Origin of the sequence: Streptomyces sp. NPDC059696, assembly GCF_042733745.1 — a bacterium.
GTDB lineage: Bacteria > Actinomycetota > Actinomycetes > Streptomycetales > Streptomycetaceae > Streptomyces.
This window is the reverse complement of the sequence record NZ_JBHWFG010000013.1, coordinates 59,286-72,830: the sequence shown is the minus strand read 5'-3', so window position 1 is coordinate 72,830 and position 13,545 is coordinate 59,286. Positions and strand designations below refer to the sequence as shown.

Annotated in this window: 13 protein-coding genes; 6 read left to right on the top strand and 7 right to left on the bottom strand. The window is 71.8% G+C overall.

The genetic code is table 11. The features are described from left to right. Positions 1-26: 26 nt before the first annotated feature. Together ACFV20_RS16525 and ACFV20_RS16520 are read right to left on the bottom strand one after the other, a co-directional pair. Positions 27-1,724: a threonine/serine exporter ThrE family protein gene (locus ACFV20_RS16525; protein ID WP_385657035.1), complete on the bottom strand. Its 1,698-nt coding sequence runs from the start codon at positions 1,722-1,724 to the stop codon at positions 27-29. Positions 1,725-1,844: 120 nt separating this feature from the next. Then, on the bottom strand, positions 1,845-2,336 hold the full coding sequence (locus ACFV20_RS16520; protein WP_003975424.1) for an inorganic diphosphatase: 492 nt from the start codon (positions 2,334-2,336) through the stop codon (positions 1,845-1,847). 79 nt (positions 2,337-2,415) lie between these two features. Here ACFV20_RS16520 and dacB point away from each other — a divergent pair, with 79 nt between their 5' ends. From dacB to folE, 6 genes are all read left to right on the top strand, one after another. Further along, positions 2,416-4,002, top strand: coding sequence for a D-alanyl-D-alanine carboxypeptidase/D-alanyl-D-alanine-endopeptidase (gene dacB, locus ACFV20_RS16515; RefSeq protein WP_385657032.1), 1,587 nt, complete (start codon positions 2,416-2,418; stop codon positions 4,000-4,002). Positions 4,003-4,364: 362 nt separating this feature from the next. After that, positions 4,365-5,504, top strand: coding sequence for a zinc-dependent metalloprotease (locus ACFV20_RS16510; protein WP_385657029.1), 1,140 nt, complete (start codon positions 4,365-4,367; stop codon positions 5,502-5,504). 196 nt (positions 5,505-5,700) lie between these two features. Next, positions 5,701-6,732, top strand: coding sequence for a tRNA lysidine(34) synthetase TilS (gene tilS, locus ACFV20_RS16505; RefSeq protein WP_385657026.1), 1,032 nt, complete (start codon positions 5,701-5,703; stop codon positions 6,730-6,732). 61 nt (positions 6,733-6,793) lie between these two features. Continuing rightward, positions 6,794-7,354 carry a hypoxanthine phosphoribosyltransferase gene (gene hpt, locus ACFV20_RS16500; protein WP_053669745.1) on the top strand — a complete coding sequence of 187 codons (561 nt, stop codon included), beginning with the start codon at positions 6,794-6,796 and terminating at the stop codon, positions 7,352-7,354. 186 nt (positions 7,355-7,540) lie between these two features. Beyond that, the gene (ftsH, locus tag ACFV20_RS16495; protein WP_053669746.1) at positions 7,541-9,580 is read left to right on the top strand and encodes an ATP-dependent zinc metalloprotease FtsH; all 2,040 of its coding nucleotides are present in this window, start codon (positions 7,541-7,543) and stop codon (positions 9,578-9,580) included. A gap of 125 nt (positions 9,581-9,705) precedes the next feature. Beyond that, positions 9,706-10,311, top strand: coding sequence for a GTP cyclohydrolase I FolE (gene folE, locus ACFV20_RS16490; protein ID WP_385657023.1), 606 nt, complete (start codon positions 9,706-9,708; stop codon positions 10,309-10,311). A gap of 9 nt (positions 10,312-10,320) precedes the next feature. On the opposite strand, the gene ACFV20_RS16485 is transcribed toward folE, so the two are convergent. The 5 genes from ACFV20_RS16485 to folP all read right to left on the bottom strand — a co-directional run bounded on the left by ACFV20_RS16485 (position 10,321) and on the right by folP (position 13,468). Then, entirely contained in the window at positions 10,321-10,809 is a 489-nt protein-coding gene (locus ACFV20_RS16485; protein ID WP_385657021.1) for a DUF3180 domain-containing protein, read from the bottom strand. 61 nt (positions 10,810-10,870) lie between these two features. Then, a complete protein-coding gene (gene folK, locus ACFV20_RS16480) occupies positions 10,871-11,482 on the bottom strand; it encodes a 2-amino-4-hydroxy-6-hydroxymethyldihydropteridine diphosphokinase (RefSeq protein WP_385657019.1) in 612 nt (203 codons plus the stop codon). Continuing rightward, positions 11,479-11,838, bottom strand: coding sequence for a dihydroneopterin aldolase (gene folB, locus ACFV20_RS16475; RefSeq protein WP_385657016.1), 360 nt, complete (start codon positions 11,836-11,838; stop codon positions 11,479-11,481). The genes folK and folB overlap by 4 nt, the downstream gene beginning before the upstream one ends. A gap of 236 nt (positions 11,839-12,074) precedes the next feature. After that, complete coding sequence (locus tag ACFV20_RS16470) at positions 12,075-12,581, bottom strand: nuclear transport factor 2 family protein (RefSeq protein ID WP_385657014.1); 507 nt, start codon at positions 12,579-12,581, stop codon at positions 12,075-12,077. After that, a complete protein-coding gene (gene folP / locus ACFV20_RS16465) occupies positions 12,578-13,468 on the bottom strand; it encodes a dihydropteroate synthase (RefSeq protein ID WP_385657011.1) in 891 nt (296 codons plus the stop codon). Before folP ends, ACFV20_RS16470 begins: the two co-directional genes overlap by 4 nt. Positions 13,469-13,545 lie beyond the last annotated feature (77 nt).

Sequence of the window (13,545 nt, the reverse complement as noted above, 5' to 3'; positions counted from 1 at the left end):
CGCCCCGACGCCATAGGCACTCGGCGCTAGAAACCCCTGGTGCGCTTGGCGGCCCGCCGCTTCTCCGCCGAGCCGATCCTCAGGAACATCCGGGAGATCTCGGACCCGAGGTTCACCCCGATGGCGATGGCCATGGCGAGCGCCACCGCCTTCGACAGCGACACGAGCCCCTCGTCCACCTCGCTCTGCGCGATCGCCAGCAGTCCGAAGTACGTCGCGGAACCGGGCAGCAGGGGCCCGATCGCCGCGGTCGTGTAGGGCAGGGCGGAGGCGAACCGGTACCGGGACAGCAACTGCCCGAACAGCCCCACCAGCCCCGCGGCCGCCGCCGTGGACGCCACCGGCGAGATGTCCCCGACGTAGTGCATCGCCCCGTAGACGACCCACGCGACCCCGCCGTTCAGCGTCACCCACATCACGGTGGAACGATCCTGCTGGAGCAGCACCGCGAACGCCAGGGACAGCAGCATCGACGCCGCGATCATCATCACCGGGTCGTCGGAGGCGCCGAGCGCCTGGTCGGGGTTGAGCCGCGCGCCCAGCTGCACGCCGAAGTACAGCACCAGCAGCACACCCGCGACGATGCCGACGAAGAAGTACATGACCTCCAGCAGGCGCGCGGACGCGGTGATGTAGAAGCCCGTCAGACCGTCCTGCACCCCCGCCACCAACGCCCGCCCGGGCAGCAGCGCGAACAGCCCACCGGTGATGACCGCGGAGGCCTTCACGTCCACGTGACCGAGCGTCAGCGCGACCCCGATCGCGGCCGGCGGCATCGCGGCCACGGTGAACTGGTAGAACTCCGGCAGCCCGCGCCCCGCGCACAGCCACGCCAGCCGGTCACCGAGCATCGCGCCCAGCGCCGCGGCCACGAACACGATCAGGTCGCCGCCCACCAGCACCGAGGCCGCACCGGCCAGCAGGCCGCTCGCCCCGGTCAGCGCCCAGCCGGGGTAGGGGTGCCGGTTACGGCGGATCTCCGCCAGCCGCCGGTAGGCCTCCTCCAGGGAGACCGCCGCCTCGTGGTCGCTGAGGTCGTCCACCAGCTGGTACACGGCCGCCAGCCGCGTGTAGTCCGTACCCCGGCGCCGCACGGTCCGCGACGCCGTGACCGGGTCGTCGACCAGGGACGGCTGGTAGGAGATCGCCAGCAGCGTGAACGTGACGTTGGGCTCGCAGCGGTCCAGGCCGTAGGACCGGCACACGGCGAACATCGCCGCCTCCACGTCCTCGGCGCCCTCGCCGCCCGCCAGCAGCAACTCGCCGATACGCAGCGTCAGGTCGAGCACACGGGGCACCGCGGGCCCGCTCTCGTCGGTGCCGCGGTGGCTGATCTCCGGAGCGGGCCGCTCCGCCACCGGCATGCGCAGCATCGTGCGCATCCGGTCCTGCCAGGGCACGTCCTTCGTCAGGCTGACCACGGGGATCCCGCTCGGCGGCGTGAAGGCCGTCGGCGCGTGCTTCGAGCTGTAGGTGCTCGGCGGGGTGAACGCCGACCCCTCCTGCTCCCCCGCGGGCGCCGCGTGGACGTCGAGGCCTTGCGGCACGGCGAACTCGGACGTCGTCTCGGACTCCGCGCCGGCCGATCTGTGGAGGGCCAGCCCTTCGGGGATCGCGAACTCCGACGTCGTCGACATGTCCCCGTCGACGCCGGACCCGGCCGGAGGCAGGAAGGCGCTCCTTGCCTCGTCCGACTTCGGTTTGCGGTCCTCCGCGTCCGTCACTGCCTGGCGCTCCCTGTACGACACGTCCGCCTCGTACCCCCCACAGCCTCAGTATGCGCACAGACGGACGAACGGGCCGCACGCGCAGGCGTGCGGCCCGTCGGCATCAGGAACGGGAGGTCAGTGACCGCCCTGGTCCTTGAAACGCTTGTAGGACCGCTCGATCTCGGCCTCGGCCTCGGTGCGGCCCACCCAGTCGGCACCCTCGACCGACTTGCCGGGCTCCAGGTCCTTGTAGACCTCGAAGAAGTGCTGGATCTCCAGACGGTCGAACTCCGACACGTGGTGGATGTCCCGCAGGTGCTCCACGCGCGGGTCCGTCGACGGCACGCACAGCAGCTTGTCGTCGCCGCCGGCCTCGTCCGTCATGCGGAACATGCCGATCGCGCGGCAGCGGATCAGGCAGCCCGGGAACGTCGGCTCGTCGAGGATGACCAGCGCGTCCAGCGGGTCGCCGTCCTCGCCGAGGGTGTTCTCGACGAAGCCGTAGTCGGTCGGGTAGGCGGTCGAGGTGAAGAGTCGCCGGTCCAGGCGGATACGACCGGTCTCGTGGTCCACCTCGTACTTGTTGCGCGAACCCTTCGGAATCTCGATCGTGACGTCGAACTCCACCGGTGGCTCCTCCATGATCAACACATAGTTCTGGTGATTAAGTGTCCCTCACGCAGGTGTGTGATCGCGAAAGGGGCTGGTGGTCGTGCCAGAGCTGAGGCCTTGGCAGGCCGCGAAACCGCACGTGGTGCGGCTCGCGGAAGCCGTACGACCGCGCCTGGCCCGGGCCGCGACGGCCGCGAAACCACGGCTCGCGCGGCTCGCCCGAGCCGGGAAACCGCAGCTCACGCATGTGATGCCGCCGAAGACCTGGCAGTACACCGCGGGCGCCGCCACCGCCGGGCTCGCACTGGCGGCCGGTGTGGTGACCGCCACCGGTCCCTGGGACTCCACGGGTCAGCGTACGGCCGAGCGGGACCGGGCAGTGGCCCTGGGCCGCGCGGGTGGCACAGATCACGGCAGTGCCCCCGGCGCGCCCGGCCGCCCCCGGCCCGCCCCCAGCGCCGGACCCGTGCTGACCGGCCTCGGCGGCGTCAGCACCGTCAAGTCCGCCCCGGACGGCAAGATGCTCGCGGACGCCCTCGGCCCCCTGCTCAAGGACCCGGCGCTCGGCCCGCGGCCCGCCGGGGCGGTCCTGGACGTGACCACCGGACGGCGCCTGTTCGGCTCCGGCGCGGACACCGCGCTCACCCCGGCCTCCACGACGAAGATCGCCACGGCCGTCGCCGCGCTGTCCGCGATGGGACCGGAGCACCGCCTCACCACCCGCGCCGCCCTGGAACCCGACACCAAGGAGGTCGTCCTGGTCGGCGGCGGCGACCCCACGCTCACCGCCCGGGAGAAGACCGGGGGTGCGGCGAGCCTGCGCACCCTCGCCGCCCGGACGGCCGCCGCGCTCGCCGACCGGGGCCTGCGCGAGGTGACCCTCTCCTACGACACGACGCTCTACGCCGGCGACGAAAAACACCCGATCGGGGACAACCCCAACCTCGCCCTCGTCAGCCCCCTGATGGCTGACGAAGGCCGCAAGAACGACTCGGCGAGCGGCCCGGCCGAGCGCGTGAAGGATCCGGCGGCCGACGCCGCCCGCCGGTTCGGGGACCTCCTGACCTCGCACGGCGTCAAGACCAGCAGCCCCGGCCCGTCCAAGGCCACCACCCGGGCCGAGACCCTCGCGGCCGTCTCCTCGCCGCCGCTGTCCGCCCTCGTCGAGCGCATGCTGACCAACAGCGACAACGACATCGCCGAGGCCCTCGCCCGCCAGACCGCGATCGCCACCGGCGAGCGGGCCGACTTCGCCGGGGTCGGCAAGGCCATCGGCTCCCGGCTCGGCAAGCTCGGCCTCCCCCTCAAGGGCGCCGCCTTCAAGGACGGCAGCGGCCTGAACCGCGCCGACCGGCTGACCCCCGACCTGCTCACGGCGCTGCTCGCCAAGGCGGCCGACCCCGCCCACCCCGAGTTCCGCCCGGCCCTCACCGGCCTGCCCGTCGCCGGCTTCACCGGCACCCTGACCAGCCGCTACACGGACGGGGCGGCCGGCGTCGTCCGCGCCAAGACCGGCACCCTGTCGGGCGTCCACGCCCTCGCGGGCACCCTGGTCGACGAGGACGGCCGCCTGCTGGCCTTCGCGTTCATGGCCTCCGGCACGGACCCCGGCAGACCGACGGAGTCCCAGCAGGCCCTGGACCGGGTGGCCACCGCCCTCGCGGCGTGCGGGTGCAGGTGACGGACGGGGACCGCTCCGCGGCTCTGGCCCGGGGCGCCACCGCCCCGGTGGCGTGCGGGTGCAGGTGACGGACGGGGACCGCTCCGTGGCCTCCGGACCGGGTGGCCGACGCCCTCGCGGCGTGCGGGTGCAGGTGACGGACGGGGACTGTTCCGCGGCCTCCGGACCGGGCGGCCGGCGCCCTCGCGGCGTGCGGGTGCAGGTGACGGGCGCGGTCCGTTCCGCGGCTCTGGACCGGGTCGCCAGCGCCCTCGCGGCGTGCGGGTGCACGTGACGGGCGGGGAGCCGTCCGTGGCCGGGCGGAGCGGTGCCCGGCCGTCGCCGCCCTGCCCGCGCGGGCGGCCCTCACGTACGGTTGACGCATGACGAGCATCGGTGGTGCTTCAACCGGCATGGTCGACTGGAACCTCGCGGTGGCGACCGCGACCCGGCTCGTGAGGCCGGGCCCCGAGGTCAGTCGCGACGAGGCCCGGGCCGTCGTGGCGGAGCTGCGCCGGCACGCCAAGGCCTCGGAGGAACACGTCCGCGGATTCACCCGGCTGGGCACCGAGGAGGGGCACGACACCCCCGTCCTCGTCGTCGACCGCCCGGGCTGGATCCGGGCGAACGTCGCCGGGTTCCGGGAGATCCTGCGACCCCTGCTCGACAAGATGCAGGAACGGCGCGGCACCGGCCCGGGCGGCGCCGTCATGAGCGCGGTCGGCGGCAAGGTCACCGGCGTCGAGGTCGGCATGCTGCTGTCCTTCCTGGCCTCCCGCGTCCTCGGCCAGTACGAGACCTTCGCCCCCGCCACCGGCGACCTCCCTTCCGGCGGCTCCTCCGACGCCCCGGGCGGCGGCAGGCTCCTGCTCGTCGCCCCGAACATCGTCCACGTCGAGCGCGAACTCGATGTCGACCCCCACGACTTCAGGCTGTGGGTCTGCCTGCACGAGGAGACGCACCGCACCCAGTTCACCGCCGTGCCCTGGCTGCGGGACCACCTCGAGGGTGAAATCCAGTCGTTCCTCCAGGAGACCGACGTCGACCCCATGACCGTCCTGGAACGCGTGCGGGAAGCCGCCCAGAGCCTCGCCGGGGGCCGCCCCGAGGCCGAGGAGGACGACGGCGGCCGCTCCCTCGTCGAGATCGTCCAGACCCCCGCCCAGCGCGAGATCCTCGGCCGCCTCACCGCGGTGATGTCCCTGCTGGAGGGCCACGCCGACTACGTGATGGACGGCGTCGGCCCGTCCGTCGTGCCGACCGTCGGGGAGATCCGCGAGAAGTTCCAGCAGCGCCGCGCCAAGGGCGCCTCCCGCCTCGACCTCGCCCTGCGCAAGCTGCTCGGCCTGGACGCCAAGCTCCGCCAGTACCGGGACGGCGAACGCTTCGTGCGGGCCGTCGTCGACGAGGTCGGCATGGACGGCTTCAACCGCGTGTGGACCTCGCCCAACACCCTTCCCACCAAGTCGGAGATCGCCAAACCGGCGGACTGGGTCGCGCGGGTGCACCGCAGGGCCGAGTAGTGAACATCACGGGAAGGTCGTGAAGGGAAACAGGCCGACGGCAGGCGAACGCCCCTCCAATCACCCGTCCGAGGGACCGTGAGGCAGGGGTAGGCGTGCAATGCTCGGGGAACGGCCCGGTTCTGTCACCATCTACACACTCTGCGTGACCGACACGCGGGCTCACCCCCCGAAAACTTCATGAAGGGAACCGGACATGGGTCCCCATCCTGCGGTCGCGGCGATACGTCTGGCAGTACGCCGCGTCCTCCACGACCTCCTCACCGAACACCACCGCGCCCCCGCCGCGGTCCCGCACGCCCTCTCGCACGAGCCCCCGCCGCTCGTGCTCGTGGCGTGCTCCGGTGGCGCCGACTCGATGGCCCTCGCCTCCGCCCTCGCCTTCGAAGCCCCCAAGCTCGGCGTCAGGGCCGGCGGCGTCACCGTCGACCACGGCCTCCAGACGGGCTCCGACGCCCGCGCCGCGGAAGTCGTCCAGCGCCTGCGCGAACTCGGCCTCGACCCCGTCGACTCCGTCGCCGTCACCGTCGGCCGCACCGGCGGGCCCGAAGCCGCCGCCCGCGACGCCCGCTACGCCGCGCTCGACACCGCCGCCGAACGCCACGGCGCCGCCGCCGTCCTGCTCGGCCACACCCGCGACGACCAGGCCGAAACCGTCCTCCTCGGCCTCGCCCGGGGCTCCGGCATCCGCTCCCTGTCCGGAATGGCCGCGGTCTCGGGGGCCGGCGGCCGCTACCGGCGCCCCTTCCTGGGGCTCGACCGGCAGACCGCCCGCAAGGCCTGCATGGTCCAGTCCCTGCCCGTGTGGGACGACCCCCACAACGCCGACCCCGCCTACACCCGCTCCCGGCTGCGCCACGAGGGCCTGCCCGCCCTGGAGAAGGCCCTCGGCAAAGGCGTCGTCGAGGCCCTCGCCCGGACGGCCCAGCTCTCCCGCGACGACGCCGACGCCCTCGACTCCTGGGCCGGCCAGGCCGAGGCCACGGTCCGCGACGCCACGGGGCAGCTGGAGTGCGCCAAGCTCTACGCTCTGCCGCCCGCCGTACGCCGCCGCGTCCTGCGCCGGGCCGCCGTCGCGGCCGGTGCGCCCGCCGGCTCGCTGTTCGCCCGCCACATCGAGGAAGTCGACCGGCTGATCACCGGCTGGCGCGGTCAGGGAGCCATCAACCTCCCCGGCAAGGTCGTGGCCCGCCGCCAGGGTGGCAGACTGGTGATTCGGCAAGGCTGAAGCACGACCCCTCCCCGCAGCCGGCGGAGGGGCCGCTCGGCCGGTGGGACGACCGAAAGTGATGCGGGTGGACGCGAAAGACATGGGTGCCGACCTCGAGAAGGTGCTCATCACCAAGGAAGAGATCGACGCCAAGCTGGCCGAACTGGCCGCGAAGATCGACGCGGAGTACGCGGGCAAGGACCTGCTGATCGTCGGAGTCCTCAAGGGCGCGGTCATGGTCATGGCCGACCTCGCGAGGGCGCTGTCCACCCCCGTCACCATGGACTGGATGGCCGTATCCTCGTACGGGGCCGGTACCCAGTCCTCCGGTGTGGTGCGGATCCTCAAGGACCTCGACACCGACATCAAGGGCAGGCACGTCCTGATCGTCGAGGACATCATCGACTCCGGCCTGACCCTGTCCTGGCTGCTCTCCAACCTCGGCTCGCGCGAGCCCGCCTCCCTCAAGGTGTGCACGCTGCTGCGCAAGCCCGAGGCCGCGAAGGTGGCCATCGACGTGGAATGGGTCGGCTTCGACATCCCCAACGAATTCGTCGTGGGATACGGACTCGACTACGCCGAGAAGTACCGGAACCTCCCGTTCGTCGGTACGCTCGCGCCTCACGTGTACGGCGGCTGACACCCCGGCCGGAGTGCCGTCACGGTGATCGGGAACCCCAGCGGGCGTCCCGCCGTTGGAGCAGGCGTAGGCGGATCGCCAGCCGTCCCACGCGGCTTCAGGTGACAATGCTGGGGTACCGTCCGAAGAACAGTCTTTATCAAACTCACTATGGCAGGAGGGACGGGGCGGCACCGCTCCGTATGGATGGACGTGAAGCGATACTTCCGTGGGCCGGTCATGTGGATCGTGCTGGCCGTCCTCGCCGTGGTCGTTTTGATGCAGGTCGTCGGCTCGTCCGGCGGCTACAAGACGGTGGACACCGGCCAGGTCGTCCAGGCGATCAACCAGAACAAGGTGGAGTCGGCCAAGCTCACCACCGGTGACGAGCAGACCATCAAGGCCACGCTCAAGGACGGCGTGAAGGTCGAGGGCAGCTCGAAGATCCAGGCGAGCTACATCGGCGACCAGGGCGTGGACATCGCCAACACGCTGCAGAACAAGTACCAGGACAAGCAGATCCCGGACGGCTACACGGTCTCGCCGTCCAAGCAGAACCCGTTCGTCGGCATCCTGCTCTCCCTGCTGCCCTTCGTGCTGATCGTGGTCGTGTTCCTGTTCCTGATGAACCAGATGCAGGGCGGCGGCTCCCGGGTCATGAACTTCGGGAAGTCCAAGGCCAAGCTCATCACCAAGGACACCCCCAAGACCACCTTCTCCGACGTCGCCGGATCGGACGAGGCCGTCGAGGAGCTCCACGAGATCAAGGAGTTCCTCCAGGAGCCGGCCAAGTTCCAGGCCGTCGGTGCCAAGATCCCCAAGGGCGTCCTGCTCTACGGGCCTCCCGGCACCGGCAAGACCCTGCTCGCGCGTGCCGTCGCGGGCGAGGCCGGCGTCCCCTTCTACTCGATCTCCGGTTCCGACTTCGTCGAGATGTTCGTCGGTGTCGGTGCCTCCCGTGTCCGTGACCTGTTCGAGCAGGCCAAGGCGAACGCCCCGGCGATCGTCTTCGTCGACGAGATCGACGCGGTCGGCCGCCACCGCGGCGCCGGCCTCGGCGGTGGTCACGACGAGCGCGAGCAGACCCTGAACCAGCTCCTCGTCGAGATGGACGGCTTCGACGTCAAGGGCGGCGTGATCCTCATCGCCGCGACGAACCGGCCCGACATCCTCGACCCGGCGCTGCTGCGCCCCGGCCGCTTCGACCGGCAGATCGCCGTCGACCGCCCGGACATGCAGGGCCGTCTGGAGATCCTCAAGGTTCACCAGAAGGGCAAGCCGGTCGCGCCGGACGTCGACCTGTCGGCCGTCGCCCGCCGTACGCCCGGCATGACGGGTGCCGATCTGGCCAACGTGCTGAACGAGGCCGCCCTGCTGACGGCCCGCAGCGACCAGAAGCTGATCGACAACCACATGCTGGACGAGGCGATCGACCGTGTGGTCGCGGGCCCGCAGAAGCGGACCCGGATCATGTCGGACAAGGAGAAGAAGATCACCGCGTACCACGAGGGCGGACACGCCCTGGTCGCGGCGGCCTCGCCCAACTCCGACCCCGTCCACAAGATCACGATCCTGTCGAGAGGCCGCGCCCTCGGCTACACGATGGTGCTGCCGGACGAGGACAAGTACTCGACCACGCGCAACGAGATGCTCGACCAGCTGGCCTACATGCTGGGCGGCCGCGCGGCCGAGGAGCTCGTCTTCCACGACCCGACCACGGGTGCCGCCAACGACATCGAGAAGGCCACGGGCCTGGCCCGCGCGATGGTCACGCAGTACGGCATGACCGAGCGTCTCGGCGCGATCAAGTTCGGTGGCGACAACACCGAGCCGTTCCTCGGCCGTGAGATGTCTCACCAGCGCGACTACTCGGAAGAGGTCGCCGCGCTCGTGGACGAAGAGGTCAAGAAGCTCATCGAGACGGCGCACAACGAGGCGTGGGAGATCCTCGTCGAGAACCGCGACGTCCTCGACAACCTCGTGCTGCAGCTGCTGGAGAAGGAGACGCTGGGCAAGGAGGAGATCGCCGAGATCTTCGCCCCGATCGTCAAGCGTCCGCCCAGGCCCGCCTGGACCGGCTCCTCCCGCCGCACGCCGTCGACCCGTCCGCCGGTCCTCTCTCCCAAGGAGCTGGCCCTGACGAACGGTGCGAACGGCGCGACGCCGGCCATCTCCACCGCGAAGAGCACCGCGGCGGAGCCCGCCCCGGCGCCCGAGCGGACCCCGGAGGACCGCCCCGAGAGCTGACCGGGCTCTCCCGGCGGCCACCGCCCCGGAATGGATGCCGCGCCCCCCAGGTTTTAGCCTGGGGGGCGCGGCTTTTCGCCATCTGTGCAGGCCGCCCCGTGACGGACACAGGAACGAGGCAGCAGATGACCGACCCCGTATCGCTCGACGGCGACGGCCAGATCGGCGAGTTCGACGAGAAGCGCGCCGAGAACGCCGTACGCGAGCTTCTGATCGCGGTCGGCGAGGACCCGGACCGCGAGGGCCTCCGGGAGACACCGGCGCGCGTGGCGCGGGCGTACAAGGAGATATTCGCGGGGCTGTGGCAGCAGCCCGGGGACGTGCTGACGACGACGTTCGATCTGGGGCACGACGAGATGGTCCTGGTGAAGGACATCGAGGTGTACTCCACCTGTGAGCATCATCTGGTGCCGTTCCGGGGCGTCGCTCACGTCGGTTACATCCCGTCGACCAGCGGAAAGATCACCGGACTGTCCAAGCTGGCCCGGCTCGTGGACGTCTACGCCCGTCGTCCGCAGGTGCAGGAACGCCTCACCACGCAGATCGCCGACTCCCTGATGGACATCCTGGAGCCGCGCGGCGTCATCGTCGTCGTGGAGTGCGAGCACATGTGCATGTCGATGCGGGGGATACGCAAGCCGGGCGCCAAGACGCTGACCTCGGCCGTGCGCGGTCAGCTGCGGGACATGGCGACGCGGAACGAGGCGATGAGCCTCATCATGGCGCGCTGACCCCCGGCGTCAGACCGTCGGGGCCACGCCCGTGCCGTCGTTCTCGTCGTCTTCCGGGAGCTTGCAGACGCGCTCCAGGAACATGGCGGCCGCTATGACACCGATGCCCGCGAGGACGGAGAGGCCGGCGTAGATGGCCTGGTCGCGGCGGGCGGGGATGTCCAGGGACTCCAGCAGGAAGACGCCGGTGCCGCCGTACATGCCGGCGACGAGGGCGGCGACCAGGGCGCTGGCGTGGCCGAAGACGACCGCGCGGGCCGCCATGAGGGGGTCGACGCCCTTCGCCTCGGGACGGCGCTCGCGCTGGGCCTTGAGCCGGGCGCGGATCGAGAGCGCCGTGGCCAGCAGGACCACGGCGATCACGGCCAGGACGATGGGGGCGGCCAGCGGGACGCTCGGGAGGGTTCCGACCGAGTTCCACAGGCGGGCGCCCGCCCAGGACAGGACTCCGGCCACGACGAACACGCCGGCCAGCACCCGGATACGCAGCTCTCTCACGGTGTCCCTTCGGTTCCCCCGGCTCTGGCGGCCCGGTTCGCGGCCGTCTTGACCTTAACGGCTATTCGGGCAGCCGGAGTTCCAGGTCGGCGCGGGCCGCCACCCCGTCCCGGGTGACGGCGTCGAGGAGACCGGCGACGGGGCCGCGGCCGGGCAGCTGCGCCTCGGGATCCAGGTCGTGCCAGGGGGCCAGGACGAAGGCACGCTCGTGGGCGCGGGGGTGGGGGAGCGTGAGCCGCGGGTCGTCGGAGACGACATCGGCGTAGGAGACGATGTCGACGTCGAGGGTGCGGGGGCCCCAGCGCTCGTCCCGGACGCGGTGGAAGGCCTCCTCGACCGCGTGTGCGCGCTCCAGGAGCGAGGACGGCGGGAGGGTGGTCTTGAGGACCACGACGGCGTTGAAGTAGGCGGGCTGACTGCCGGGGTCGACGCCCCAGGGCTCGGTCTCGTAGACGGGGGAGACGCCTTTGACGCGGACGCCGGGCGTGTCCTCCAGGGCGTCGATGGCTCCCTGGAGGGTCTCCAGCCGGTTGCCGAGGTTGGAGCCGAGGGCGACCACGGCCCGTTTGGGGTTGGACAGGGTCGTGTCGGCGGCGTCGACCTTCTCGACGACGGAGGCGGGCACCGGCTGGACGGTCGGGTCGGTCGGACCCTTGATGAAGGGCGCGGTCATGCTCGGCTCCGGGTGATGGTGACGGTCACGTCGTCGAAGGGGACGGTGATCGGGGCTTTCGGTTTGTGGACGCAGACCTCGACCTCCTGTACTCCCTCGTGGCGCAGACAGGCCTGGGCGATGCGCTCGGCGAGCGTCTCGATGAGGTCGACGGGCTCGCCCTGGACGACGGCCACGACCTCCTCCGCCACGATGCCGTAGTGCACCGTCTTCGCCAGGTCGTCGTCGGCCGCGGCCGGTCGGGTGTCCAGGCCGAGGACGAGGTCCACGACGAAGGTCTGGCCCTCTGCGCGTTCCTCGGGGAACACACCGTGGTGCCCGCGGGCCTTGAGGCCGCGCAGCGCGACACGATCCACGCGAATCACTCCTGCAATCGTCGGTCAGGGCCGGTCGGTGCCGTGTGCGGTCGGCACACCGGCCTCGGTCGAATCTACCTGCGAGCGCGGACGGGCCCGGGCCACGGGGCGGCGGCCGCGGCCGGGCCCGGCAGGATTCATCCAGCGTTTCCCCTGGGGAATCCGTCGGTGCACAGGCTGGTAGCCGCCCTTACCCGGGCGTAGGTGATTCCAACCACTTCCTGGCGCCTACCCACTCAGGCGGGGGTGTCGTCGTCCTCGTCGTCGTCGGTTTCGGCCAGGACGGGGGAAGCGTGGTGCGACCAGAGTTTCCACCCCTGGGGCGTGCGCCGGAACACGTTGGTGGCGACCACGAGCTGCCCGACGAGCGGGCCGAGCTCCTCGCCGGCGCCCTCGGGGGCGGGGCCGCCGCTCAGAATGTTCTCGGTGCAGTTCACCAGGGCGGTGTCGCCGGTGACGGAGACGTGCACGTCGGTCAGGAAGAACTGGATGTAGTCGGTGTTGGCCATGATCAGCGCGTACGACCTGAGGACCTCGCCGCGGCCGGTGAGCACGGGCCAGCCGGGGTGGACGCAGGAGACCACGCCGGTGTCGGCCGGGTCGTGGTAGGACTCGTCGACGCCCAGGTCGGAGGGGGTCAGCCAGAGCGACGCCAGTTCCTCGAAGTCGCCCTGCTCGAGTGCCTCGTAGAAGGCGGTGTTGGCGGCCTCGACCTGTTCGACGTCGGTGTGCGGGGCGGTCACCGGGCTCCCTCTGCGCTGGTTCCGGCCGGGCGGGCGCCCGCGATGGCGCGGACGACGCGGACGGCGTCGGCCGTGGCGCGCACCTCGTGGACGCGCACCGCCCACGCGCCGGCGTGCGCGGCGAGCGCGGAGACGGCGGCGGTGGCCGCGTCCCGTTCGCGGGCGGGCGGCGGGGGGCCGTCGGGGCCGGCGAGGACCCGGCCGAGGAAGCGTTTGCGGGAGGCGGCGACGAGCAGCGGGTGGCCGAGGTCGAGGACGCGGTCGAGGCTCGCGAGGAGGGCGAGGTCGTGTTCGGCGTCCTTGGAGAAGCCCAGGCCGGGGTCGACGATGACGCGGTCGGGGGCGATGCCGCCGGCCAGGACCGCCTCCACGCGCGCGTGCAGTTCGTCGACGACCTCGGTGACGACGTCGGCGTACTCGCCCCTGACGTTGCCGCCCTGGAGGAAGCCACGCCAGTGCATGACGACGAAGGGGGCGCCGGCGTCGGCGACGGCCGGGATCATGCGGGGGTCGGCGAGGCCGCCGCTGACGTCGTTGACGAGGGCGGCGCCGGCCGCGAGGGCCCGTTCGGCGACGGAGGCGCGCATGGTGTCGACGGAGACCGTGACGCCCTCGGAGGCCAGGCCGCGCACGACGGGGACGACGCGCCGCAGTTCCTCGTCCTCGTCGACCCGGGTGGCGCCGGGGCGGGTGGACTCGCCGCCGACGTCGACCAGGTCCGCGCCCTCAGTGACCAGGCCGAGGCCGCGTTTGACGGCGGCGGTGGTGTCGAAGAAGCGGCCGCCGTCGGAGAAGGAGTCGGGGGTGACGTTCACGACTCCCATGACCGCGCAGCGGTCCCGTTCCGGTAGGCCCGCCACGCGCCCGCGTCCGCTCTGGTTGCTCATATGTTCAGCGTAGGCCCCGGCGGGGGCCGTCAGGCGCTGCGGCCCGGGCGACGGGCCCGGGCGACGGGCCCGGGCGG

Excerpts from the sequence above, each read along its gene's own strand:
- folK (WP_385657019.1), bottom strand. The coding sequence starts at position 11,482 with ATGACCGCGCCCTTCATCAAGGGTCCGACCGACCCGACCGTCCAGCCG.
- ftsH (WP_053669746.1), top strand. The coding sequence starts at position 7,541 with ATGGACGTGAAGCGATACTTCCGTGGGCCGGTCATGTGGATCGTGCTG.
- hpt (WP_053669745.1), top strand. The coding sequence starts at position 6,794 with ATGCGGGTGGACGCGAAAGACATGGGTGCCGACCTCGAGAAGGTGCTC.
- folE (WP_385657023.1), top strand. The coding sequence starts at position 9,706 with ATGACCGACCCCGTATCGCTCGACGGCGACGGCCAGATCGGCGAGTTC.
- tilS (WP_385657026.1), top strand. The coding sequence starts at position 5,701 with ATGGGTCCCCATCCTGCGGTCGCGGCGATACGTCTGGCAGTACGCCGC.
- ACFV20_RS16510 (WP_385657029.1), top strand. The coding sequence starts at position 4,365 with ATGACGAGCATCGGTGGTGCTTCAACCGGCATGGTCGACTGGAACCTC.
- folP (WP_385657011.1), bottom strand. The coding sequence starts at position 13,468 with ATGAGCAACCAGAGCGGACGCGGGCGCGTGGCGGGCCTACCGGAACGG.